Below are 24,117 nucleotides of genomic sequence, written 5' to 3' on the forward strand. Positions count from 1 at the left end.
AAATAAGGTCTATATTGCCGGTCATCCCTTTCATGAATGAAAACATTAATTAAACTAGCCGTCTGCTTGATTTATTACATGCCTTCGTATGCAAGTCATCCAGCAATTGACAGTTTAAAAACGGAGCTTGCAAAAGTTAAAGCCGACTCTATAAAAGTTAGGCTTTATAATGAAATTGCTTCAGAGTTTATTAATGTAAGCTATGATAGCATTCTTCCGTATTCCCAGAAAGCCCTTAATTTAGCATCTAAAATAAATTATCCGAAAGGCAAAGGCATAGCCTTAAAAAATCAGGCGATCTACTATTTCTATTCCGGCAATCAGACTGAAAGTAAACAGAAAATAGAACAGGCTATTGAAATTTTCAAAGAAATCCCAGATGAACTGCAACTGGCTAAAGCCTATCAGAATTACGGAATTTTATTAAAAAACTTCGGAGAGACGGAGAATGCTGCCGAAAAATACAACTTAGCTATTATCCATTTTGAAGCGATAAGTGATAAAAAAGGAGTTGCAGATAATCTGATAAACCTGGGTGATATTTATCAAAACCAGGGGGATTTCGATAAAGCCATGAAGGTCTTATCAGAAGCAAAAAAAGTCAGCAAAAGTCTCAACGACCCCAATCTTAAAGCAAGTATTCTTAGTGGAGAAGGCCTTATAGAAGAAAATAAAGGCAATTTTGATACCGCCATAGATAAGCTAACCCAAAGTCTGGAAATCTTTCAGGAACTCGATCAGCCGAGGCTTGTCTTGGGGATGTACAATAACCTGGCAAATATTTCAAGAAAAAAAGGGGACTATCTGAAGTCTATAGAGTATTTTGAAAACGCCTTATTTACAGCCAGAGAAATAAACAATCCAAGATTGCAGGGGATAATTCTTAATAATCTTGCGAATGCTTATTTGGATATTAATGATGATGCTAAGGCCGCTTCCTTGTATAAAGAAGCTATGGCAATCATTAAAGATATCGACAGGACCACTTATGCCTGCCTGTTATCCAATCTTGCCATTATCCAGACCAATCAAGATGAGTTTTCATTAGCACTTAAATCTTTAGACTCCTCGTTAACCATTTACAGAGAACAGGATAATAAAATTTACATTGCTAATGCCTTGTCAAATATTGCTTATAACTACCTTCAGTTAAAAGATATTCCTAAGGCAAAACAGTTCTACGAAGAAGCCAAGTTTGTTGCCGAAGAAATGGGAGACCAGTATACCAGTGTAGGGATCTACAACGGCCTTGGTGAAGTTTATCTGAAAGAAAACCAGCTCGATTCTGCCTATTACTTTGCTGAAAAAGCCTATTCGCTTTCCAAGAAAATCAAGGCTTTACCTGAAGAATCTTATGCGGCAGAGCTGCTTTACAAAATTTACAAATCGGATGCAAAAAGCGCCGAAGCACTAACCTACCTTGAGATTTTCAGAACACTCAAAGACAGCTTATTTGATGATGAGAAAAGTAAGGCCCTGGGAAAACTCGAAGCCGAGTTAAGCTTTAAAAGCCTTAAAGAACAACTGGAGTTAGAGAGACAAAATCAACGTTTGGAAAATAAGTTAAAGGTTAATAGACGAGAAAACTACATCATAGGATTAAGTTCTGCCTCCCTGGTTTTCGTTTTAATCATTTTGCTTTTGCTAAGAATCAGAAAAAATAAAACGAGAACCAATCGTCTTCTCACTCACAAGAATAAAGAGATTGAAAAGCAAAACATAAAACTGAACGAGTCCAATACCCAAAAAAACAAACTGTTTTCTATTATCTCTCATGACCTGAGAAGCCCAGTAAATAACTTGAGTCAGATTTTTGAAATGCGCGTATCAGGACAGATTTCTGAAGAAGAGTTTGAAACATGGCTACCGAAAATCAATAAAAGCCTGACCTCTACTCGGCTTTTGATTGAAAACTTGCTCAAATGGGCAAGTGCTTCTCTTAACGAATCTCAGGTGGATAAAACCGAATTTCTTGTACATAATGAGATACAAAGCATGGAAGACTTTTTTAGTACAGCTTTAAAGGATAAAAACCTGATTCTAAACAATAAAGTTTCAAAAGGCTTTAAAATTTATATGGATGCCAATGCCTTCAAATTGGTCATCCGAAACCTGATCTCCAATGCGATTAAATTTTGTAATCCTGGAGATGAAATTACGATTTCAGCAATTACACAGGATGGGTTCTACAGGGTTTGTGTTCAGGATACAGGGGTTGGCATGCCTTCAACTACAGCAAAAAGTTTGTTTAAGGATTCGTCGATTACGTCCTCAATCGGTACTCGAAAAGAAGATGGTAAGGGCATAGGGACGATACTTTGCAGAACCTATGTGGAAGAAAATGATGGAATCATCTGGGTGGATTATTCTGAAACAAATAAAGGGACTAGAATTTGTTTCGAAGTTCCAGCTAAAAACCTGCCTCTCTAGCTTTAGCATTTATTTATAAGTGCTTCCAAAGTTTCCAGGCTTTCATTGCTTAAATTTGATGAAACTCCAAGAAGCATGCATAACTTCACGGCAACCTATACGGATTTGTATCAGATCAATATGGCCCAGGTTTATTTTCAGCAGGGTAAACATGAGCATCAGGCTGTTTTCGATTATTTTTTTAGAAAACTCCCTTTTGAAGGAGGATACGCCGTATTCTCGGGATTAGAAACCTTATTGGAAATTTTAGAAGATTTCAGGTTTTCAAAAGAAGATTTAGACTTTCTAAACGCTCAGGGATTGGATTCCAAATTCCTGGATTACCTGAAAGACTTTAAATTCCAGGGAAATATTATCAGTTCTGCAGAAGGAGATATCGTGTTTCCCACGCGGCCGGTTCTTCAGGTGGAAGCCAATATGGTAGAAGCTCAACTGGTGGAAACCATACTTTTGAACATACTCAACTTTCAAACGCTTATTACCACTAAAGCCAGCCGCATTAGAAAATCTGCAGGAGACCAAATGCTTATCGATTTTGGTATGCGACGTGCCCAAAGTAGCGGGGCGTATCATGCCAGCAGGGCTGCATTTATAGGGGGTTTTGAAGCCACCAGTAATGTGGTCGCAGGTAAGGATTTCAACATCCCTATCTCGGGCACCATGGCTCACTCTTTTGTACAAAGTTATGACGACGAACTCACGGCTTTTAGGGATTTTGCACAGAGCCATCCCGATAACAGCATTTTGCTGGTGGATACTTACGACACGCTTAAAAGCGGTCTGCCCAATGCGATTAAAGTGGGTAAAGAAATGAAATCCCGGGGCGAAGAATTGAAAGGCATCCGCCTGGATAGCGGGGATTTGTCCTACCTGGCCAAAAAATGCAGAAAAGCCCTCGACGAGGCGGGATTACAGGATGTGAAGATTGCTGCTTCAAATCAGTTAGACGAATACGTTATCAGAAGTTTGAAAGAACAACAGGGGCCTATAGATGTCTTCGGAGTGGGCACAAATCTGGTGATTGGAGACCCGGACGCAGCTTTGGATGGAGTTTATAAACTTGCATTCGCAAATGATAAGCCTCGAATCAAACTTTCAGAAAACCTGGCTAAACTTACCCTGCCTCATAAAAAGCAGGTTTACAGAATGAGAAATTCTGAAGGGAAACTCACAGGAGCGGACGCCGTGACCTTAAGAGAAGAAACCAACATCGCACACATGAATCACCCTTTCGATGCTTCAAAATCCCTGCGTTTCAACGACTGCACTGAAGAAGCTTTGCTTCACTACGTCATGAAAGATGGAAAACGAACAGAACCTCCCAAAAGGCTGCAGGATATCAAAGCCTATTCAAGAAAGCGCTTGGCCGAATTCACGGAAGAATTCCAGCGTTTTGAAAACCCGCACCTTTACAAAATAGGAATTTCAGATCAATTGCTTGAAGAACGAGAGGCCCTGAGAAATCATTATAAAACCCAAAACGCATGAAAACCTTACTGATCGTAGATGCCCAGCTGGATTTTATGCCAGGCGGAGGTCTGCCCGTAGAACATGGCGACCAGATTGTGTCCCACATCAACTTGATTCAGCCCCAGTATGACCTGGTGCTGGCTACACAGGACTGGCACCCGCAGCATCACATGAGTTTCGCTTCCAATCACGACGGCTACACGCCGTTTCAGGAGAAAGAAATCGATGGCTACCAGCAAATCTTATGGCCAGAACATTGTATACAGGGGTCGATAGGTGCAGAATTTCATCCCAACATGCGAACCAATTGCATCGAAGCCATTTTCAGAAAAGGCACCAATCCCAATATCGACAGTTATAGCGCTTTCTATGACAATCACCACAAAAAATCTACCGGTCTGGCGGGTTATCTCAAAGATAAGGGCTGCGAAACTTTAGAGATCTGCGGACTGGCAGGCGATATCTGCGTGTATTTCACCATTAAAGATGCCCTCAAAGAAGACTTTCAGGTCAGAGTTTTGGAAAAAGCCACCAAAGCTCTAGACCAGGACAAATTCAGTCAGCAGAAAGAAGAACTGAAAGCAGAAGGGGTTGTATTTGTTTGATGTTTTAGAATTTCAATAGTTGAGCGACTTTTGTGCTCTTTGCGTGAAAGATCAACTTCATTTTTAAACCCTGAATTAATATACATTATCAAATAGCAGGAGTGATTGTTTCTTTTGAATTTACCACTGCTAAATTCAAAGGATTTCGATATACATCTTCACAGCTCGCGTTCACTTCATGAAGCGTCCCAAGTGAAAAGTTTCACCTGAAGTCGACGTGAAATTTGGGGTTTAGGGTATAGGAATTAGAATTTTTAATTTGCTTGTTTCCGTCTGATATTTTTATTTTTGACTCACGACTCACGACTCACGACTTCTGCAATTTTTTAATCATCTTTTGAATCCGGTCGCTGAGTTTTTCAGAAGATAATTTTTCCCGTAACCGGTCGGTAATGATGGGAAATGAAAAGGGAGTGGGTTTCTGGCATGATTTCCATACGATGTCTTGAGTGGCGATGCGCTCCAGGGCTTTTTGTAAACGGCCCTGCTCAAGGGAATGCTCAAAGGTTTCTGTAAAGGCCTGCTGATACAGCGGATTATCCGGGTCAAAATCTTTGAAGACATCAAAAATCAACTGCGAACTGGACTGCAGGTGTTTGTTTTTAATCAGTTTGTTGGGATAGCCTGTAAATACCAAACCGGCAATCACAGCAATATCTCTGAATTTTCGCCTAGCCATTTCAGTAGCATTCAGACTTTTGGATAAATCATCCAGAAGATAGTCTGCCGTGAACAGATTGTTGTCCAGCACGGCCTGCATATCTGCCGGCTGGTCCGATAACAGCTCAAATCCATAGTCATTGAAGGCCAGTGAAAACGAAATCGGTGTTAATAAGCTGATGCGATAGGCGAGCAGACTTCCCATAGCTTCATGTACAAACCGGCCCTCAAACGGATAAAAAATATGATGATAACCATCCCGGGTTTTAAAAGTTTCGATTAAAAACTGATGCGGTTTTGGTACAATCGATTCCAGGTTCTGCCGCTCAAAAATCGGTTCAAGAGCTTTCAGTTCCGGGCTTTTATTGTCCGCATCACTACTGTAGAGTTCCGCTCTCAAGAGTTCACTCATTTGAGACGTCAGGGTTAACCGGCCACCCATCCAGCTTGGTACTTTGGAGGTTTTCGACTTGGATTTCCTGACCAAAACCTGCATCTGTTTTATCCTGACCAGTTCCAGATTTCGACCCGCAAACGTGAAGACATCGCCTGGTTTTAATTTCGAAATAAACCATTCTTCAATAGATCCTATAAAACCTCCAGTCATGTACTTGACGCTAAGCACGGCATCACTCACGATGGTACCGATTTGCAGACGATGCCGCATGGCGATGCCCTTGCGGTTGACTTTATAAAGTCCATCGCTTTCAATTTCCACTTTTCTATATTCATCATAGGTCTGCAGGACTTCTCCCCCTTTGGTGATGAAATTGAGGGCCCAGCTCCATTGCTCCTCGCTCAGGGTCTGGAAACAAAAAGTCGACTGGATTTCGGGTAAAATGTCTTTGGGATAAAACCCGTCAGATACCGCCAAAGTGGTTAAGTACTGCACCAGGACATCAAAACTGTTGAGGTAAGGCAGCCTGTCCTCAACCACTTTGCTTTCTACTGCTTTTTGCAAGGCAGAGGCCTCGATCAACTCGATAGCATGCGTGGGTAAAAAATAAATGACACTGGTTTTGCCAGGCTGGTGACCGCTTCTTCCGGCGCGTTGTAAAAACCGGGCAACCCCTTTGGGACCGCCAATTTGTATGATGGTCTCTACAGGAGCAAAGTCAACGCCCAGGTCTAAGCTTGAGGTGCAAACCACAGCTTTGAGACTTTCATTCCGGATAGCGCCTTCCACCCATAGCCGTGTGTCTTTGTTGATGCTCCCGTGATGCATGGCCAGTTCTCCGGCAAATTCCGGATGCTTTTCCAAAATCTTCTGAAACCAGATTTCACACTGAGACCGTGTATTTGTAAACAACAACGTGGTCTTTGAAGCTTTGAGGATCGGGATGACGTCTTCCAGTAAATGCAATCCCAAATGACCACGCCAGGGGAACTTATCCATGGTTTCAGGGATGATGCTTTGGACGCGAATGTTTTTTTTAATATCCGCTTTGATTAAGATGGAATTGTCCAGCATGCCTGGGTCAATACCTAAAAGCACATCACGGGCCTGTTCCAAATTGCCAATGGTGGCAGAAATCCCCCACACTCTCAGCTGAGGGTTGATGGTCTTGAATCTGGAAAGCGCCAGCTCCATCTGCACGCCACGTTTGGTGCCAAGTAGTTCATGCCATTCATCAACGACAATGGCCTGGCAATCTCTAAAGGTGTTAGGATAGTCTTTGGAAGCTATCAGGAGCTGCAGACTCTCCGGGGTAGTTACCAGAAGATCAGGCATTCTGCGTTTTTGCCTTGCTCTTTCGTTTTGGGGGGTGTCGCCGGTTCGAATGCCAATCGTCATATCGAGATCCAGATCGGTGATGAGTTGCTCGGCGGCCTGTTGTATTTCGACAGACAACGCCCGAAGCGGAGTAATCCAGACGGCTTTTAAGCTGGAGTTTTTTTGTTTTTGTAAGCTCTTAAATTTTAAGATCTCCAGGAAAATAGGGACCCAAAGGGCGTAGGTTTTTCCACTGCCCGTCGGAGCATTCAGCAGGCCATGCTTTCCCCGGGCATAAGCCTGCCAGGTCTCAGTTTGAAACTGAAAAGGAGACCAGCCTCTGGAAGCAAACCAATCCGTAAACAACGAAATATCTGGGGATTTTGGCATAGATACAAACATAAGTATATTTAAAATCAAGTAGTATCTCTGTCAGTATCAAAACTCATTTCTAACCGGAGATAAGATTCAAACCCAATTTCTTTCAGAAGTGATGACTGCAGCTGAACATGTTTTTATAAAATAAATTACCTTTACATGTATTTTAAACGTAATCCCTATGAGATACTGTTTCCTTTTTTTAGCTATGATGACTGTTCAGTCCAGTTTTGCACAAAGCGAACTCGAAACCTTACCGGAATTTAATATCTTCACTTTGGAGGGAGAGACCTTTACTCAGGATGATATTAAAAAAGACAGTCCCAGTTATTTTATATATTATGATCCTTCCTGCGGGCATTGTGTAAGAGCTTTTAAAGTCCTGAATCTTAAAGCAGAGCAACTCAAAAATGCGGATGTTCATATTTACGCAGTTTCTGCAGGTGCAAATCAGCAGACCCTTAAATTTTTTGAAGAGATAGCTCCACAGCTCAAAGACCTGGAGAATCTTCACCTCTTGAAAGATAAAAATTATGCCTTTGCCGATATATTTTTTGTAGGACTATTCCCAAGTGGGTATTTATACGATGAAGATAACAAGCTCATCAAAACCTATGAAGGCGAAGCTGAAGCGGTTCTTTTTTTAAACGATTTGCCTGAATAGAGCAGAAGCTAAAGCCTTAACCTCTTTCTTCTATGATGTAATTGAAAGTATCTTTATGAAAAGCATACAAGTAAACATTTATGCTTTCAAAAGTTCAACTGAAGTTTATAAAAAAAGTTTCCTGGTCGAAAAACTCCCATTACCGGTGAAATTTTCTCGTATGGCATTACTCCATGCCATAAAATCCAAATCGACCACCTAAAAATAAGCCTTTGCACTTCACCTATCATAACATTCTATCAAAATTGGCTTTTGTTAAAATGCAGTGCTTTAATTTTGGAAATTATAATGAATATTATGAAATGGGTTGTGCTAGTTCAATTACGAACTGAATTGTTTGTGATAGAATGGTTTCTGACTCATTGAGAAAAAACGAACAGATGAAAGGAGTATTACTAGTCAATTTAGGTTCGCCCAAATCCACCGACCCCAAAGATGTAAAAACTTACCTGGGGGAGTTTTTGATGGATGAGCGCGTCATCGATGTCCCCAAATTTTTCAGAACGATTCTCGTTAAAGGGATTGTGTTGAACACCAGACCTAAAAAATCTGCAGAAGCCTATGCTAAAATATGGTGGAAGGAAGGTTCGCCGCTTATTGTCTTGTCAGAACGCCTTCAAAAGGGAGTTGATGAACATACGAGTGTTCCTATTTCGCTAGCCATGCGTTACGGACAGCCGACCATAAAATCGGGTTTGCAGGAATTGCATGACCAGGGTGTTGACGAAGTATTACTGGTGCCTTTATATCCTCAGTTTGCCATGGCTACCACAGAAACGATATTAGTCCTGGCTGAAGAACTGAGACGTGAACACTTTCCTGAAATGTCGTTTACCACTTTGCCACCCTTTTATAACCATCCCGATTACGTCACAGTCTTATCCAGAAGTATAGGTGAAAAACTGGATGAATTTGATTACGATCACCTGTTGTTTAGCTATCATGGGGTTCCGGAAAGGCATATCCGAAAAAGCGATATCACCAATTCACATTGTAAAATCGACGGCTCCTGTTGTCAAACCCCTTCCAAAGCGCACCAGTTTTGCTACAGGCACCAGTGTTTTGAAACCACACGTGGCGTAGCCAAAACCCTGGGTCTTAAGGAAGGCACCTACAGTACCTCGTTTCAATCCCGTTTAGGCTTTGATCCCTGGTTAAGGCCTTACACCGACAGAACCGTTGAAAAATTAGGCCTGGAAGGCACCAAGAAATTAGCCGTCGTTTCTCCAGCTTTTGTTTCGGATTGTTTAGAAACTTTAGAAGAAATCAATATGGAAGCCCGGGAGATATTTGAAGAGTCTGGAGGTGATGATTTCATGTTTATCCCTTGCTTAAATGATAGGGAAGACTGGGTAAAAACCATGAGCCGCTGGATAGACGAATGGGCGCATCAAACTCAAAAGGTAAACGCATAAGTACATGAACAGAGCCAATTCAGAAGAATTAGGTAATAAGCCTATTGGCAAGTTATTAATAAAGCAGGCTGTTCCTGCATCTATCGGAATTTTAGTGATGTCCATCAATATTTTGGTGGACACTATTTTTGTAGGTAACTGGATTGGTTCTATCGCTATTGCAGCGATTAATGTCGTTTTACCCGTCTCTTTTTTTATTGCCGCTCTGGGGATGGCGATTGGTATTGGCGGATCTTCTATCATTTCCAGGGCGCTGGGAGCAAATGATGATAAGAAAGCTTTAAAAACCTTTGGAAACCAGATCACCATTACGCTTTTGGTGACCATCACCATGGTGGTGATTGGCTTAACCTTTATCGATGAACTGATTCCGGCCTTTGGAGGTAAAGGTGAAATTTTTGACCCCGCCAAAATTTATTACAGAGTCGTTCTGTACGGAGTTCCTGTATTGGCTTTAGCCATGATGGGGAATACGGTAATAAGAGCGGAGGGCAAGCCTAAGTTTGCCATGGTGGCCATGATAATTCCGTCGGTTGGAAATTTGGTTATGGATTATGTCTTTATCAATGTCTTAGATTATGGAATGCTCGGTGCAGCCTGGGCGACAACAGGTTCCTACGTCCTTTGCATGGGTTATATTCTCTGGTTTTTCCTTTCCAAAAATTCAGAACTGAAGATTCGGTTTTCAGATTTCGGGATAGATTTCTCCATATTGAAAGAGATGGGAGCTTTAAGTTTTGTAACGCTTTCTCGACAAGCTATCGTCAGTGTTACTTATCTTCTTTTGAATAATATCCTTTTTGAACTCGGGGGTGAATCCTCGGTAGCGGTTTATGCCATTGTCGCTCGGATGCTTATGTTTGCCTTGTTTCCTGTACTTGGTGTGACTCAGGGATTTTTGCCTATTGCCGGGTATAATTACGGGGCTGATAATTATGAGCGGGTTAGGGAAAGTATCAATAAAGCCATTCTTTACGCCTCGGCTGTCGCGATTTTAGTATTTGCCGTTATCATGATATTTCCCGAAGAGATAGCTTCGGTATTCACAAAAGATCAGCAGGTGGTTAAAGACACGCCGAGTGCTATGCGGTGGGTCTTTGCAGCAATCCCCATTATTTCTATTCAGCTTATTGGCAGTGCCTATTTTCAGGCCATCGGCAAAGCTGTTCCTGCACTTTTACTTACCATATCCCGTCAGGGGATCGCTTTTATACCGCTGATACTCATTTTACCAAACTACTTTGGCGAACTGGGGGTTTGGATTTCTTTTCCGCTGGCGGACCTTTTATCTACCCTGGTTACAGGGTATTTCCTGAGACGCGAAGTAAAGTCGACCCTCATCACTAAAGAAGAACCCGCAGAAGTAGAAACGACTTAGTGAACCAAGTCTTTCAGTAATGTTTATCTTTGATTTACAAATTCAATAAGATACAGTGGAATACAATTACATCAAAGCGCTTCATCTCATTTTTGTAATCACCTGGTTTGCGGGTTTATTCTACATTCCGAGATTGTTTATCTACCATATTGAAGCCAGGCAAAAGCCAAAGCCCGATTGCGATATCCTGAGTAAACAGCTCAAAATTATGGAGAAGCGTTTGTGGTATATCATCACCTGGCCTTCAGCCATCCTGGCTACGATTTTTGCCGTATGGTTGTTAGTTTTGGTTCCGGGCTGGTTAGAGCAGGCCTGGATGCACGTGAAATTGACTTTTGTAGCTTTGCTTTTTGCGTATCACATCAAAAATCATTTTATTTTTAAACAGTTTCAAAACGAGGATATCAGGTGGACTTCCAACGGCATGCGTCTCTGGAATGAAGGCGCAACCCTTATTTTATTTGCCATTGTGTTTTTAGTTATTTTAAAAAATACTATCAGTTGGATTTGGGGTCTTGTGGGTTTGATTGGGCTTGGCCTAGTGCTGATGCTGGGCATCAAACTGTATAAACGTCTTAGAAACCGAAATTCTGCATGATGTTCAACTACAGGCGATCTTTACGAACCCGAATCTTTATTTCCATGATAGCGCTTGTGGTTGGAGCTTCCATTTTGATAGCTGGGGTGACTATTTATCAATTTACAGAAGAAGCCGAAGAACTTCATCTGGAAAAACTCAACCGGAAAGAAAATGCCATTCGTGCGAACATCAATTATGTCTTGAGGACGACTACTTATCCCGTAGATGAAGAGAATCTGTCGCTCATTTTCAAGGAAAAAATCTACGAAATACAGGATATTCATAATACCGAAATCAACATCTATGATCTAGACGGCTATCTTTTAAAATCCTCTTTTGCTACCTTTTATATGGATTCTGTGCAAACGCGCATGGCTCCGGAAAAACTGGAAACCTTAGAAAATTCTGCCAGCAAAAAATACGTTGAGAACTTTAAAATCAACGATCAGAACTACCAGTCCTCTTACACCTATATTCTGGATAACTATTTTAAGCCCATCGGTATTTTAAATTTACCTTATATCGAGGATGACGGTTTCCTGCAAAGGGAGCTTAGAGGCTTCCTCATTCTTTTGTCTGAAGTGTATTTATTTATGCTGATAGCCGCTATCGTTTTAGCTTACTTTCTGTCTAAATATATCACGAGTTCACTCCAGAGCATCAGCAAAAAAATAACCAAAACAAGACTGGATCAGGCCAATCCTAAAATATCGTACAATGAAATCAGCTATGAAATTAAACCCCTGGTCAAGGCCTATAATGAAATGATTGACGAGCTGGAAGAAAGCGCCGCCAAGCTTGCCAGAACTGAACGTGAAGAAGCCTGGAGGCAGATGGCACGGCAGGTAGCCCATGAGATCAAAAACCCACTCACCCCCATGCGTTTGAGCATGCAAAGTTTTGAGCGAAATTTCGACCCCGGGGATCCTGCTATTGAAACAAAAGTCCAGGAGTTTTCGAAAACCATCATTCAGCAAATTGATAACTTAAGTGCCATTGCCGGAGCCTTTTCAGACTTTGCCAAAATGCCTGCGCAGCAAAAAGAAAGTTTAAATGCTGTTGAAATCATTAAGCTGGCCCTCGATATTTTCAACGATAATAAGATTCGGTTGATTTCTGAAAAAGATAACATTCAGATTAAATTTGATAGAAGTCAGCTGATAAGAATTATTACCAATCTGGTCAAAAATGCGATTCAGGCCACTGAACATCTGGAGTCACCACTCATTACTGTGAGCATTTTTACGAGTGAAGATGACGTCATCATTACTGTGGAAGACAATGGAGTTGGAGTTCCTGAAGAAATGCAGGAGCGGATTTTTGAACCGAGATTTACCACCAAATCCAGTGGCATGGGTCTTGGTCTTGGCATGGTCAAAAATATCGTTGAAACTTATAAAGGAGATATAAAACTGACCTCAAAACCTGATGAAGGCAGTATCTTTACATTAAAATTTCCAAAATCCCAAACCTATGACATTTGAAAATTTACGAGTAGATATTAACGATCGTATCGCGACCGTTTTCATAGACAGGCCTAAAAAACTAAACGCGCTCAACAGGGCTACCATTGAAGAACTGCACAAGGCCTTCGCATCCCTTCGGGACGATGCAGATGTCTCTATTATCATTCTGACAGGCAGTGGTGAAAAAGCATTTGTGGCAGGAGCAGACATTTCAGAATTTTCTGAATACAGCGTTGAACAAGGAAAAGATCTTGCTGCTAAAGGTCAGGAACAGGTGTTTGATTATATCGCCAATTTTCCGAAACCTGTGATTGCAGCTGTCAATGGCTTTGCTCTGGGCGGTGGACTGGAATTAGCGATGTCTGCACATTTCAGAATTGCAAGTGACAATGCCAGATTGGGCCTTCCTGAAACTTCTTTAGGTGTGATTCCTGGTTATGGCGGAACGCAGCGCTTACCCCAGCTGGTAGGTAAAGGTCGAGCTATGGAAATGATCATGACCGCAGGAATGATCGATGCGCAAACCGCCAAGGACTATGGTTTGGTAAATCACGTGACCACACTAGAGGAGTTGCTTCCGCTGGCTGAAAAACTGGCTAACAAGATTTTAAACAACTCCATACAGGCGATTTCTGCTGCTATTGAAGCTGTTAATGCCAATTATAAAGATGGTGTTGACGGCTTTGAAACCGAAATCAATAATTTTGGAAAAGCCTTCGGTACCGAAGACTTCAAAGAAGGAACTCAGGCCTTTTTAAACAAGAAAAAGCCAAATTTTAACTGATATGTTCCCATTACAAAGACACCGACGCTTAAGGCAAAGCGAAGCCATAAGAGCATTGACGAGAGAACACTATCTGAGTCCGAATGACTTTATCGTGCCTCTGTTTGTAGTTGAAGGGAAAGCTGTAAAAGATGAAATAGCTTCTATGCCCAACTACTACAGGTTTAGTCTAGACCTGCTCGCTAAAGAAGTTAAAGAACTCTGGCAGATGGGTTTAAAGTCTGTTTTGCTGTTTGTAAAAGTGGATGAGAAACTCAAAGACAACAGAGGTGAGGAGGCTGTCAATCCCGATGGATTGATGCAAAAAGCCATCAAAACCGTTAAGGATGCCGTGCCGGAAATGCTGGTGATGACCGATGTGGCACTGGATCCGTATTCCATCTATGGTCACGACGGGATTATAGATCAGGGGAAAATTGTGAATGACAGAACCAACTCTTTCCTTGCCCGGATGGCATTGAGCCATGCTCAGGCTGGAGCCGATTTTGTGGCGCCTAGCGATATGATGGACGGCCGGATTTTGGAGATACGAAGCGTTTTGGAAGATGCGCATTTCACCGATGTGGGGATCATGAGTTATTCAGCTAAATTTGCTTCGGCCTTTTATGGACCTTTTAGAGATGCTTTAGATTCTGCTCCTGTAGATGCGAAAGATATCCCCAAGGATAAAAAAACCTATCAGATGGACCCTGCCAATAGAAGTGAAGCTTTAAAGGAAGCCTTTGCCGATATTGATGAAGGCGCCGATATCGTTATGGTAAAACCGGGTTTATGCTATTTGGATATCGTAAGAGATTTAGCCAACGAAGTAGAGGTTCCTGTGGCGGTTTATCAGGTGAGCGGCGAATATGCCATGATCAAGGCGGCCTCCGAAAAAGGCTGGCTGGACCATGATGCAGTCATGCTGGAACAACTCACCGCCATCAAAAGAGCAGGGGCAACCATGATCGCAAGTTATTTTGCAAAGGATGCCGTTAAATTGCTTTAAGCAATTAGTTTTGTACCTTAAAAAGATATCGAATACCAATTCAGAATACATGATAAAAAACGACTTATTTCTAAAGGCTTTAAGAGGAGAGACCGTAGAGAGACCACCGGTGTGGATGATGAGACAAGCTGGGAGGTATCTGCCAGACTTCATGAAATTGAAAGAAAAATATGATTTTTTCACCCGCTGCAGAACGCCCGAACTGGCTACCGAGATTACGGTAATGCCCATCCATCAGGTAGGAACAGATGCGGCCATATTGTTTAGTGATATCCTCGTGGTTCCTCAGGCCATGAATATAGAAGTAGAGATGCGGCCCGGTGTCGGACCCTGGCTGCCAAACCCCATTCGGGACAGGAAAACCCTGGACCAGGTCATTGTTCCTGATGTTTACGAAGAACTTGGTTACGTCTACGAAGCTATCAAAATGACCAAAAAAGAGCTCAATGATGAGGTCCCGCTTATTGGTTTTGCAGGCTCACCCTGGACGATCTTTTGCTATTGTGTACAGGGACAGGGTTCCAAAAACTTCGATAAGGCTAAAGAATTCTGCTTTACAGAACCCCAGATGGCGCACGAGTTACTCCAAAAAATTACCGATACCACGATAGCCTATTTAAAAGGAAAAGTGGAAGCAGGGGTGGATGCCGTACAGGTGTTTGACTCCTGGGGAGGTATGCTCTCGCCGGTAGATTATCAGGAATTTTCATGGCCTTATATTCAGCAAATCATCGATGGGCTGAAGGATGACATCCCAGTGATCGCTTTTGGAAAAGGCTGCTGGTTTGCTCTGGATACCATGGCGAAGTCCGGTGCATCTGCATTGGGTGTAGACTGGACCTGTTCCGCCAGAAACGCGAGATACCTCTCTGGAGGGAAAATCACCTTACAGGGTAATTTTGATCCGTCGAGGCTTTTCTCCCCACCAAAGGACATTAAAAAAATGGTACACCAGATGATCGACGAATTCGGTAAAGACCGGTATATCGTGAATCTAGGTCACGGCATTTTACCCAACATTCCCGTCGAAAATGCCAAAGCCTTTGTGGAGGCGGTGAAAGAATATAAATAAACACAAACTCCATTTAGAAGACAAAAACCATCTGCCCGAGGCAGGTGGTTTTTTGTTTAAAAAAATAAGCATCCTCTCTTTAAATCACCATTTGTTTTTCCGACCCCAGGCTCAGGAATTAAATACATTGATCTTCAGACCAGTATGAGCAGCTTGACAGATTATAGATTTTCAACTGCTAACCAAATCCTAAAAATCTTACGGTTTTCCCTCACTTAAACTACGGGCGAACCGTAAATCATTTCAAAATAATCGGGCGTTATTTACAATAAAAGTAAAATAAAGGCAATTTTGAAGAATATCAGAACCTGCCATTTTATTCACTATGCGCTTCTCTTCAAAGTGATTTTATCACATGATTTTTTGACGCAATTTTCGAATATTCACTCTAAACCTACCCCTAAGGGGGCTCACTTTTTAATTTAAACACTAACCTATGATTCAAAAATTACTTAAAAACGCTACAAGCTTTGTAGCCATTGCTGGCTTTTCTTTTTTAGGAGTCGCACAAACCCAGGAAAAGCAGGTAGAAATCACATCCAGTTACGACACCTCAGCTTTAAATACACTTGAAAAGGAATTCAAGTCCAAATCAGAACGTCAGGAACTCAAAATCGAGGAGTATATAAAAACCCATTCGGTACAGACTGAACTTATTTTGGATGACGGCGGATATGCCCAGCTTCAGCGTATTGAAGAGGATGGAAGCCTTATTTATTACAGAACTTTTAATGTGGGTTCAGCCAGATCCACACGTGTCAACCACGTCAATTCAGGAGGTTCTTTAGGACTCAGCCTGGATGGCCAGAATATGATTTCTTATGTCTGGGATGGTGGTCATCCCCGGGTAACCCATCAGGAATATGATGGTGCAGGGGGGAGTAACAGGGTTTCTATTCAGGATGCAACCGCAGAAGGCGGCGTTCAGCTTAATTTTCATGCGGCTCATGTTACGGGAACCATTCTTGCCTCAGGTGTTGTAGCCAATGCCAAAGGCATGGCTCCACAGGCCAAGGCTAAAGCCTACAAGTGGAATGATGATTTGGCCGAAGCCACTTCAGCAGCAGGCAGCGGGATGCTGATCTCCAACCATTCTTACGGATACAATTCGGAGGCTGTTCCCGATTACTATTTTGGAGCTTATATCGGAGATTCCAGAGACTGGGATAATTTACAGTACAATGCGCCCTATTATCTTATGGTTGTAGCAGCTGGTAATGACGGAACGGCGACTTATAATGCTTCTCCGCTTAACCCTACCTATCCCCCGTACGATAAACTCACAGGGCACTCGGTTTCTAAAAATACAATGGTCGTTGCCAGTGCTCAGGATGCTGACATTGATACCGCAGGCAATCTGGTATCCGTCAACATAAGTTCATTCAGCAGTCAGGGACCAACCGATGATTACAGAATCAAACCCGATATTACAGGGAATGGTCAAGGGGTGTATTCTACTTACGATAACAGTGATACGGCGTACAATAGTATTTCCGGAACTTCAATGGCTTCGCCGAATGTGGCCGGATCCTTGCTTTTATTACAACAGCACGCCAATAACACTACTGGAAATTATTTAAAAGCCTCCACCTTAAAAGGAATTGCTTTACATACTGCCGACGATGCCGGTTTAACCGGTCCCGATGCCATCTTTGGATGGGGGCTGATGAACACTAAACGAGCTGCAGAGGCGATTTCAGATAACGGGCAGGCGGCGCTTATCAGTGAATTAACTCTGGCATCCGGACAAAGCTATTCTGTGGAAGTCGAAAGCGATGGCATCAACGACCTGATGGCTTCTATTTCTTGGACAGATCCCGCAGGAACAGCGACTACCTCTTTAAACTCTACCGAAGCAAGACTGGTGAATGATTTGGATATCCGTGTGACCAATACCTCAACCTCGTTTTTACCTTGGCGGTTAACCGGAGTGAATACGAATGGCAAAGGGGATAACACCAGAGATCCTATTGAACGTGTAGACGTGAGCAATGCTTCGGGAACTTATACCATTACGGTAACACATAAAGGGTCTCTTAGCAGCGGAAGTCAGGATTATAGCCTGGTCGTGACGGGTTTGACTTCAGCACCCGTAGCCTGTGAGGCGTTGACGCCAACGGGACTTGCAGCTTCAGGCATAGGCTCTACGTCAGCCAGCTTGAATTGGATTAGCGTTGATTCAGCAAGCTATGCAGTGAGGTACAGAGCTTCCGGAACCTCGACCTGGACCACAACTTCTTCAGATAATGCGTCGACGACGCTTGAAGGTTTGACTGCAGAAACCACTTACGAAGCTCAGGTAAGAAGTATATGCGGTTCTGGCAGTTCTGCCTATTCTTCATCGATTAGCTTCACAACGACCCCTCAGGAGCTGGTCTATTGCGATTCTAAAGGGAATAGTGTTGCCGATGAATATATCGGGAATTTTGAATTGAACAGCATCTCTAATGCATCCGGAGGCGGAAATGGATATTCAGATTTTACATCTACCTCTACAGAATTGGCCAGCAGTCAGACTTACAGTTTTACAATAACGCCAACCTGGACCGGTACGGTTTACAACGAAGGCTATGCTCTATGGATAGATTATAATAAAGACGGAGATTTTACGGATGCTGGTGAACTTGTGTTTTCGAAAGCGGCCTCCAGTGACACGCCGGTAACAGGAAACTTTACAGTACCCAGTACAATTGTGGAAGGCGCTACACGGCTTCGTGTTTCAATGAAATACAATGCTATTCCAGGTTCATGCGAAGCCTTTTCCTATGGGGAAGTGGAAGATTATACAGTGAACCTAAGTGCAAATACAGAAGACACCCAGGCGCCAAGTACGCCAACGGCTTTTGCAGCGTCCAATGTCACAGAGACTTCAGTGAATCTAAGCTGGGACGCCTCTACAGATAATGTAGGTGTGGAGGGCTACGAAGTTATACAGGGATCGAGTGTTTTGGGATCTACGGTAAACACCAGCGTGAAGGTTAACGGCCTTTCTGCCGGAACGACCTATAGCTTTGCTGTAAAAGCAAAAGATGCCGCAGGAAATACCTCGGCAAGTGCAACCTTGAGCGTGACCACAGCTTCTTCCAGTGTAACCTATTGTACTTCCAGCGGGAACAATTCTTCCTACGAATGGATTGATTTTGTCGGACTTAACAATATATCCAAGACCAGCGCAGACGATTCCGGCTATGCAGATCGTACCAATTTGGAAGCGGATTTGCCCTACGGCTCTAATACCGTTCAGATAAGTGCTGGATTCTCGGGTCAGGCGTATACGGAGTACTGGAAAATCTGGATAGACTACAATAAAAACGGCGTTTTTGAAACCAGTGAGTTGGTGGTGAGCGGGTCCTCATCCAGCGCTGATAATTTGAGTGCGACTTTTAATGTGCCAACCACAGCAGTGTCGGGTTTAACCCGTATGCGAGTATCCATGAAGTACAATGCTGCTCAAACCCCCTGTGAAAACTTTGCTTATGGCGAGGTAGAAGATTACACGGTGAATGTGGGCCAGACTACCAGCAGCTATGTAACCTTGAATGCTACAGAAAGACTGGGTAATGAAACGGCTTCCCTGGGTATGCAGCTGTATCCTAACCCCGTGACAGGAAACTTCGTTAAGATAAAAGCCTCATCCAAAACACAACTGAACTACAGCATCTTTGACCTTTCCGGAAGAGAGTTGAGTCAGGGACAAGTGAGGAATCAAAGCATTCCTACACATAATTTATCTACTGGAGTTTACCTGGTCCGCTTGGATGATGGTCAAAAATCCTTCACCAGAAAAATGATTAAAGAGTAATCCATTGATTTTTTTTAAATCAAGGTTAAGCCGTCCGTCTCACCCGGGCGGCTTTTCTATGTTGTAAAATCAAGTAGGGAGGTTGTGTTTTCTTTTGATTTTGTGCCCGTTAGCTTAACGGCATAAAGATAGTCAGCTTCAGGCTTTGGATAGCTTCCTGTGGCGTCGGGGAATTGTAAGTTCTACTGAAGTCGGCGTGGGGTTTTATGCTCTTCTATATAAATCAGGTGAACGCCAGGTATGCGTTAGGGATAGCAGTGGAAAGCCCATGACGTAAAAGCCATTTAAACATAAAGCCTGGCGAAGCGACTAAAAGAAGCTCTTGCCAGGCTTATATGTTTTTGGCTTTTTACCGAAATGGCTTGTAGCGGATAGCCTGACCCCCAATGCTTTGGGGGTAACGCCCAAATCTTACTGCTTGTGTTCCTTGTACAGCTTTGTAAAATGCTTGTAAAAATAAGGAATGGTTTCAATGCCTTTGAGGTAGTTCCAGATCCCGAAATGCTCGTTGGGGGAGTGGATGGCATCCGAGTTGAGACCAAAGCCCATCAGCACGGTTTTGCTGCTCAGGTACTTTTCGAACAGAGACACGATCGGAATGCTTCCACCGCTTCGCTGAGGCACCGGTTTCTTACCAAAAGTCTCTTGAAAGGCGAGATCTGCCGCCTGGTATTCGATGCCATCGATAGGGGTGACGTAGCCCTGGCCGCCATGATGAGGTTTGACTTTGACTTTCACGCTTTTTGGCGCGATGTTTTCAAAATGCGTTTTGAACAAGTCTGTGATTTCTCTCCAGTCCTGATTCGGTACCAAACGCATGGAAATTTTAGCGAAGGCTTTGCTCGGTATCACCGTTTTGGCACCTTCCCCTGTATAACCGCCCCAGATACCGTTGACATCCAGGGTAGGTCTTATGGAATTGCGTTCGTTGGTGGTGAAGCCTTTTTCACCATGAACCTCGGGGATGCCGATGTGTTTTTTATAATCTTCCAGGTCAAAAGGCGCTTCGGCCATTTTCTCCCGTTCTTCATCGCTTAGTTCTTCGACTTTATCGTAGAAACCGGGAATCGTGATGTGGTTATTTTCATCGTGAAGTGAAGCAATCATTTGGGATAAAATGTTGATCGGGTTGGCCACGGCTCCGCCGTATAAGCCTGAATGCAAATCACGATTGGGTCCTTCCACTTCCACTTCCACATAGCTCATGCCACGCAGGCCGGTAGTGATGGACGGCACTTCCTTGCTAATCATGCCCGTATCCGAAATCAGGATGACATCGTTGGCAAGTTTTTCTTTGTTGTTTTCCAGAAACCATTCCAGGCTCACACTGCCGACCTCTTCTTCCCCTTCAATCATAAATTTGATATTGCAGGGCAGGCTGTCATTTTGAATCATGACTTCCAGCGCTTTGACGTGCATATACATTTGTCCCTTGTCATCACAGGCTCCGCGGGCAAATATGGCGCCGTCGGGGTGGATGTCTGTCGTTTGGATCACCGGCTCAAAGGGAGGGCTGTTCCATAGATCCACGGGATCTGGTGGCTGCACATCATAATGGCCGTAAACCAGAACCGTGGGCAGGGACTCATCTATAATTTTTTCGGCATACACAATGGGGAATCCCGGGGTGTCACAAATTTCCACTGTATCGCAACCTGCGGCTTCCAGATTGATTTTCACAGCGCCGGCAGTCATCAACACCTCTTTTTTGAAATGCGGATCTGCGCTCACCGAGGGAAGCTTGAGAAGCTCTATGAGTTCATCTATAAAACGTTGTTTATGTTTTTCGATATAAGGTCTGGTATCCATAATAATTATTTAGTTTTTACAATATAAAATTTTTTCCCGAAACATAATTTGAAAGTTGTATTTATTACATATATTTGCAATCGCAAAAAATAATGCGGGCGTGGTGGTCCCGAAGCGTCGGGAGGTAGACACGCTGAAATCATCAAAAAATAATGCGGGCGTGGTGGAATTGGTAGACACGCTAGACTTAGGATCTAGTGCCGCAAGGTGTGAGAGTTCGAGTCTCTCCGCCCGTACTTGTAGAAAGCTTCTCATATTTGAGAAGCTTTTTTTTTTGAAATCTATTTTAAGTTTTCAGGGTTCGTTCCGATAGCTATCGGAACTCCGGCCCTTACTTGAATGCTTCTCTTGATTGAGAGAGATTTTTAAAACAACAACGAAGTGTGATACAGCTCTCCTATCTGGTTTACTTAAAATCAGTTTCAAAATTAATAGTAAATCCTACAGACTTACTGAGATTATAAATTAATCCTTTTAGGATTTTTTTTAAATGTAGACTCCGAAATTCATTTAAAAAGAACATTTAAGTCTTTTACTCCAAAATTCCCCTGGTACTCCCATATGAATCCGGGGATATCGTGAGCTTTTAAGGTCTGGTGAACCCCTCTTAAATAATTTTTTCTGGATTGTTTATCGGCATTCTTGGTGACACCATATTCTGTGCACCACACTTCTACATCATGTTGATCTCTCCAGTTTGAAATAATACTTATTTTATTTTCGATGGCATCATAAGTTCCTGTAGATCCATAATCCCGATAATTGATTTCTCCCGGGGTGCCCATAGCTTCTTTGGCGAGAGGGGGTAGCAGGTTTATGTTGTTTAGGGGATAGGGAAAGGGTATGCCGAGAGTGTTGTTCTGGGGAGCAGTCCAGGGTGTACCCTGATGTGTAAAAATAAAAGGTTCGTAAAAGTGGAAGCTATAAATGATATTGTCGTAAGGAAAAGGTTCCAGTCTGGATAACTCATAGATGCTGTTGAAATTGGAAGCTCCTGCTATGATAGGTAGTTCTGGGTAATAACCTCTTATCCCTTCTATGATGATTGCAGCAGACTGTTTCCATTCCCGGGGATAGATCTGAGGTTCATTAGCGATCTCGATATAGATATCATGTCTTAAGAATCGTCTTCTGTTCAGAGATTTCAATAACTTTATCCAGTTCTTGGCCATTAACGCTGCTTCTGATTTAAAATTATCATGAGCCAGGTTGTGGTTGAAATAGGCTAAAATAAGTGGCTTATCGTTTTTTTGATATCGAATGATCTTATTCAGAAGCCTTATAAATCTTCTTTTTCGACTTGGATCATCCAGGGTGAGAAAATGTTCTATATCCACAGGAATACGCACAGCTTCAATATCATTTCGATTCAGGCTCCGAAAGGTCTTTCGATATGTTTTTGGTCTGAGGCTAAGGTTTTTTTCCCAGGTTTCTTGTAATCCTGTGACGTTAACCCCCTGAGCTGTTGTTTTCAAGGGAAATAGCAGAATAAAAAAAAATGCAATTAAAAAGTAATTTACTTTTTTTTTGATTAGATTAACACCACAATAATTAGAACGTTTCATGCAAAACATTAAAGTTCCAAAGTCCTGGTTTCTTCGCGAGTTGAAGCTGAAAATGTGGAAAGCTTGTAACAGATTGGTCTGGGGGACTATTGGGCTCTTAATTATCATATCAATTTTAGATTTTCTTTTATTTCAGGAGTTTTTTTTAGAATTGATTATACTGAATTTAGGCTGTATAACTTTAATATTATTTAGTTTCCGTCTATTGGCTAAAGTACTACAAAAACCAACTTTTCTGTTGCATTTAGTCCTGTTGGTTATTAGTTTTTTATTTTTATATAGTATTGCTGTAACTCATACTACAGGCAAAATTCTATATTTAACCATGTTGGCGATTTCATACGTAAGTTTTAATACGATTGCCATCTGGAAACCTTCTGATGCAATGCTACAATTTGGAGTTCTAAGCATTTTGATCTTCAGTCTGGATTATCTGAATCTTTTTGATGTGGAAGAACTATTGCTGATCGGAGGATATACCACTTTTTCTATTTGTATGGTCAGCCTGGCTTTCCCATCTATCAAATCCCTATCTCTGAAGGATCAAATAGAAGAAGAGTATTCGAAATCTCAGAAGATCTCAGATTTTAAATCAGCCAATCAAAATTTAAAAAAGGAAAATGATACTGTCAAAACTAAATTATCCTTTTTAGAAAATAAAGCTAAGATCTATCAGCATGACCTAAATAATCAACTTAGCAGTATAGAATCTTTGGTTGATTTGATAGAACTGGAAGACAGATATGTTAATGATGGGGATGCAGATAATGATTATTTAGACCTGATCAAAAACACATTAAAAGATTCAAAAGAGGAAAACGAGAATTTTTTTAAAAACTTCAGTAAGGAAGAAATAGGTAAGGAGTCGTATAACAAAACGAACCTGAATCTGAATCAGCTTATTAAAGAAAATATCAGGAAATTTTCAGAAAAGATCTCTTCCAGAAACATTCAGATCGACTTGGAGTTGAATGCTAAAGAATGCTGTATTCTTGCCGATAAAACAATCTTGAACACTTCTTTTTATAATATTTTCAAATACGCGATTGATTTCTCAAATAATAATGATTCCGTAAAAATAATAACTCGAAATGAAGACAAATTAATGATATTTGAACTGGTGAACAGAAGTTCAGGAATGTCCATGATAGAACTGGAATCTTATTTCAAAAATATCAAAGTTTACGATTTTGAAGATATTCAAGGAAATAAAGGTTTGGGTTTAGCTATAGCAAGAAAAAACATAGAACTAATGGATGGTAATTTACGGTATAGTGCCTCCAAAAGTCTTGGCTTTGAATTTATTGTAGAATTTCAACTTAATGATTAGACACCTT

Annotated in this window: 17 protein-coding genes and 1 tRNA gene; 15 read left to right on the forward strand and 3 right to left on the reverse strand. The window is 42.1% G+C overall.

Annotated elements, in window-relative coordinates:
• The first annotated feature begins 36 nt into the window (after positions 1–36).
• The 3 genes from G3567_RS10190 to pncA all read left to right on the forward strand — a co-directional run bounded on the left by G3567_RS10190 (position 37) and on the right by pncA (position 4,505).
• On the forward strand, positions 37–2,430 hold the full coding sequence (locus tag G3567_RS10190) for an ATP-binding protein (protein ID WP_164005228.1): 2,394 nt from the start codon (positions 37–39) through the stop codon (positions 2,428–2,430).
• A gap of 75 nt (positions 2,431–2,505) precedes the next feature.
• Positions 2,506–3,918, forward strand: a complete 1,413-nt coding sequence (locus G3567_RS10195) for a nicotinate phosphoribosyltransferase (RefSeq protein ID WP_164005229.1) — start codon at positions 2,506–2,508, stop codon at positions 3,916–3,918.
• The gene (gene pncA / locus G3567_RS10200; protein ID WP_164005230.1) at positions 3,915–4,505 is read left to right on the forward strand and encodes a bifunctional nicotinamidase/pyrazinamidase; all 591 of its coding nucleotides are present in this window, start codon (positions 3,915–3,917) and stop codon (positions 4,503–4,505) included. The genes G3567_RS10195 and pncA overlap by 4 nt, the downstream gene beginning before the upstream one ends.
• Positions 4,506–4,812: 307 nt before the next feature.
• Here the strand turns inward: pncA and G3567_RS10205 are convergent, their stop codons facing one another.
• Complete coding sequence (locus G3567_RS10205) at positions 4,813–7,269, reverse strand: ligase-associated DNA damage response DEXH box helicase (protein WP_164005358.1); 2,457 nt, start codon at positions 7,267–7,269, stop codon at positions 4,813–4,815.
• A 169-nt stretch (positions 7,270–7,438) separates the two neighbouring features.
• Here G3567_RS10205 and G3567_RS10210 point away from each other — a divergent pair, with 169 nt between their 5' ends.
• The 10 genes from G3567_RS10210 (at position 7,439) to G3567_RS10255 (ending at position 19,406) form a co-directional block, all read left to right on the forward strand.
• Positions 7,439–7,921, forward strand: coding sequence for a TlpA family protein disulfide reductase (locus G3567_RS10210; protein WP_164005231.1), 483 nt, complete (start codon positions 7,439–7,441; stop codon positions 7,919–7,921).
• Positions 7,922–7,976: 55 nt separating this feature from the next.
• A complete protein-coding gene (locus G3567_RS10215; protein WP_164005232.1) occupies positions 7,977–8,123 on the forward strand; it encodes a hypothetical protein in 147 nt (48 codons plus the stop codon).
• A gap of 178 nt (positions 8,124–8,301) precedes the next feature.
• On the forward strand, positions 8,302–9,336 hold the full coding sequence (hemH, locus tag G3567_RS10220; RefSeq protein ID WP_164005233.1) for a ferrochelatase: 1,035 nt from the start codon (positions 8,302–8,304) through the stop codon (positions 9,334–9,336).
• Positions 9,337–9,340: 4 nt separating this feature from the next.
• A complete protein-coding gene (locus G3567_RS10225) occupies positions 9,341–10,714 on the forward strand; it encodes an MATE family efflux transporter (protein ID WP_164005234.1) in 1,374 nt (457 codons plus the stop codon).
• Between the two features lie 55 nt (positions 10,715–10,769).
• On the forward strand, positions 10,770–11,312 hold the full coding sequence (locus G3567_RS10230) for a CopD family protein (RefSeq protein ID WP_164005235.1): 543 nt from the start codon (positions 10,770–10,772) through the stop codon (positions 11,310–11,312).
• Positions 11,312–12,778 (forward strand): sensor histidine kinase, encoded by a 1,467-nt coding sequence (locus tag G3567_RS10235; RefSeq protein ID WP_164005359.1) that lies wholly within the window; start codon positions 11,312–11,314, stop codon positions 12,776–12,778. Before G3567_RS10230 ends, G3567_RS10235 begins: the two co-directional genes overlap by 1 nt.
• Positions 12,768–13,544 (forward strand): enoyl-CoA hydratase/isomerase family protein, encoded by a 777-nt coding sequence (locus tag G3567_RS10240; RefSeq protein WP_164005236.1) that lies wholly within the window; start codon positions 12,768–12,770, stop codon positions 13,542–13,544. The genes G3567_RS10235 and G3567_RS10240 overlap by 11 nt, the downstream gene beginning before the upstream one ends.
• A gap of 1 nt (position 13,545) precedes the next feature.
• Positions 13,546–14,532, forward strand: a complete 987-nt coding sequence (gene hemB / locus G3567_RS10245; RefSeq protein WP_164005237.1) for a porphobilinogen synthase — start codon at positions 13,546–13,548, stop codon at positions 14,530–14,532.
• A 49-nt stretch (positions 14,533–14,581) separates the two neighbouring features.
• Positions 14,582–15,604, forward strand: a complete 1,023-nt coding sequence (hemE, locus tag G3567_RS10250) for a uroporphyrinogen decarboxylase (protein ID WP_164005238.1) — start codon at positions 14,582–14,584, stop codon at positions 15,602–15,604.
• Between the two features lie 436 nt (positions 15,605–16,040).
• A complete protein-coding gene (locus G3567_RS10255; RefSeq protein WP_164005239.1) occupies positions 16,041–19,406 on the forward strand; it encodes a GEVED domain-containing protein in 3,366 nt (1,121 codons plus the stop codon).
• Between the two features lie 411 nt (positions 19,407–19,817).
• On the opposite strand, the gene G3567_RS10260 is transcribed toward G3567_RS10255, so the two are convergent.
• Entirely contained in the window at positions 19,818–21,215 is a 1,398-nt protein-coding gene (locus G3567_RS10260; protein WP_164005240.1) for a dipeptidase, read from the reverse strand.
• Between the two features lie 154 nt (positions 21,216–21,369).
• Between G3567_RS10260 and G3567_RS10265 the strand changes: the two genes are divergently transcribed.
• Positions 21,370–21,451 (forward strand) — tRNA-Leu (locus tag G3567_RS10265).
• Between the two features lie 270 nt (positions 21,452–21,721).
• Here the strand turns inward: G3567_RS10265 and G3567_RS10270 are convergent.
• Positions 21,722–22,690: a glycoside hydrolase family 5 protein gene (locus tag G3567_RS10270; protein WP_164005241.1), complete on the reverse strand. Its 969-nt coding sequence runs from the start codon at positions 22,688–22,690 to the stop codon at positions 21,722–21,724.
• Positions 22,691–23,105: 415 nt separating this feature from the next.
• On the opposite strand from G3567_RS10270, the gene G3567_RS10275 reads away from it, so the two are divergent.
• Positions 23,106–24,110, forward strand: a complete 1,005-nt coding sequence (locus G3567_RS10275; RefSeq protein WP_164005242.1) for a sensor histidine kinase — start codon at positions 23,106–23,108, stop codon at positions 24,108–24,110.
• The last annotated feature ends 7 nt before the right edge of the window (positions 24,111–24,117 follow it).

Source organism: Psychroflexus aurantiacus, assembly GCF_010820555.1.
GTDB classification, from domain to species: Bacteria; Bacteroidota; Bacteroidia; order Flavobacteriales; family Flavobacteriaceae; genus Psychroflexus; species Psychroflexus aurantiacus.

Bases quoted from the DNA above. Each gene is read 5' to 3' on its own strand.
- hemE (WP_164005238.1), top strand. From the start codon at position 14,582: ATGATAAAAAACGACTTATTTCTAAAGGCTTTAAGAGGAGAGACCGTA.
- G3567_RS10210 (WP_164005231.1), top strand. From the start codon at position 7,439: ATGAGATACTGTTTCCTTTTTTTAGCTATGATGACTGTTCAGTCCAGT.
- G3567_RS10225 (WP_164005234.1), top strand. From the start codon at position 9,341: ATGAACAGAGCCAATTCAGAAGAATTAGGTAATAAGCCTATTGGCAAG.
- G3567_RS10240 (WP_164005236.1), top strand. From the start codon at position 12,768: ATGACATTTGAAAATTTACGAGTAGATATTAACGATCGTATCGCGACC.
- G3567_RS10260 (WP_164005240.1), bottom strand. From the start codon at position 21,215: ATGGATACCAGACCTTATATCGAAAAACATAAACAACGTTTTATAGAT.
- pncA (WP_164005230.1), top strand. From the start codon at position 3,915: ATGAAAACCTTACTGATCGTAGATGCCCAGCTGGATTTTATGCCAGGC.
- G3567_RS10255 (WP_164005239.1), top strand. From the start codon at position 16,041: ATGATTCAAAAATTACTTAAAAACGCTACAAGCTTTGTAGCCATTGCT.
- G3567_RS10235 (WP_164005359.1), top strand. From the start codon at position 11,312: ATGTTCAACTACAGGCGATCTTTACGAACCCGAATCTTTATTTCCATG.
- G3567_RS10275 (WP_164005242.1), top strand. From the start codon at position 23,106: ATGTTGGCGATTTCATACGTAAGTTTTAATACGATTGCCATCTGGAAA.
- G3567_RS10205 (WP_164005358.1), bottom strand. From the start codon at position 7,269: ATGCCAAAATCCCCAGATATTTCGTTGTTTACGGATTGGTTTGCTTCC.
- hemB (WP_164005237.1), top strand. From the start codon at position 13,546: ATGTTCCCATTACAAAGACACCGACGCTTAAGGCAAAGCGAAGCCATA.
- G3567_RS10195 (WP_164005229.1), top strand. From the start codon at position 2,506: ATGCATAACTTCACGGCAACCTATACGGATTTGTATCAGATCAATATG.
- G3567_RS10190 (WP_164005228.1), top strand. From the start codon at position 37: ATGAAAACATTAATTAAACTAGCCGTCTGCTTGATTTATTACATGCCT.
- hemH (WP_164005233.1), top strand. From the start codon at position 8,302: ATGAAAGGAGTATTACTAGTCAATTTAGGTTCGCCCAAATCCACCGAC.
- G3567_RS10215 (WP_164005232.1), top strand. From the start codon at position 7,977: ATGAAAAGCATACAAGTAAACATTTATGCTTTCAAAAGTTCAACTGAA.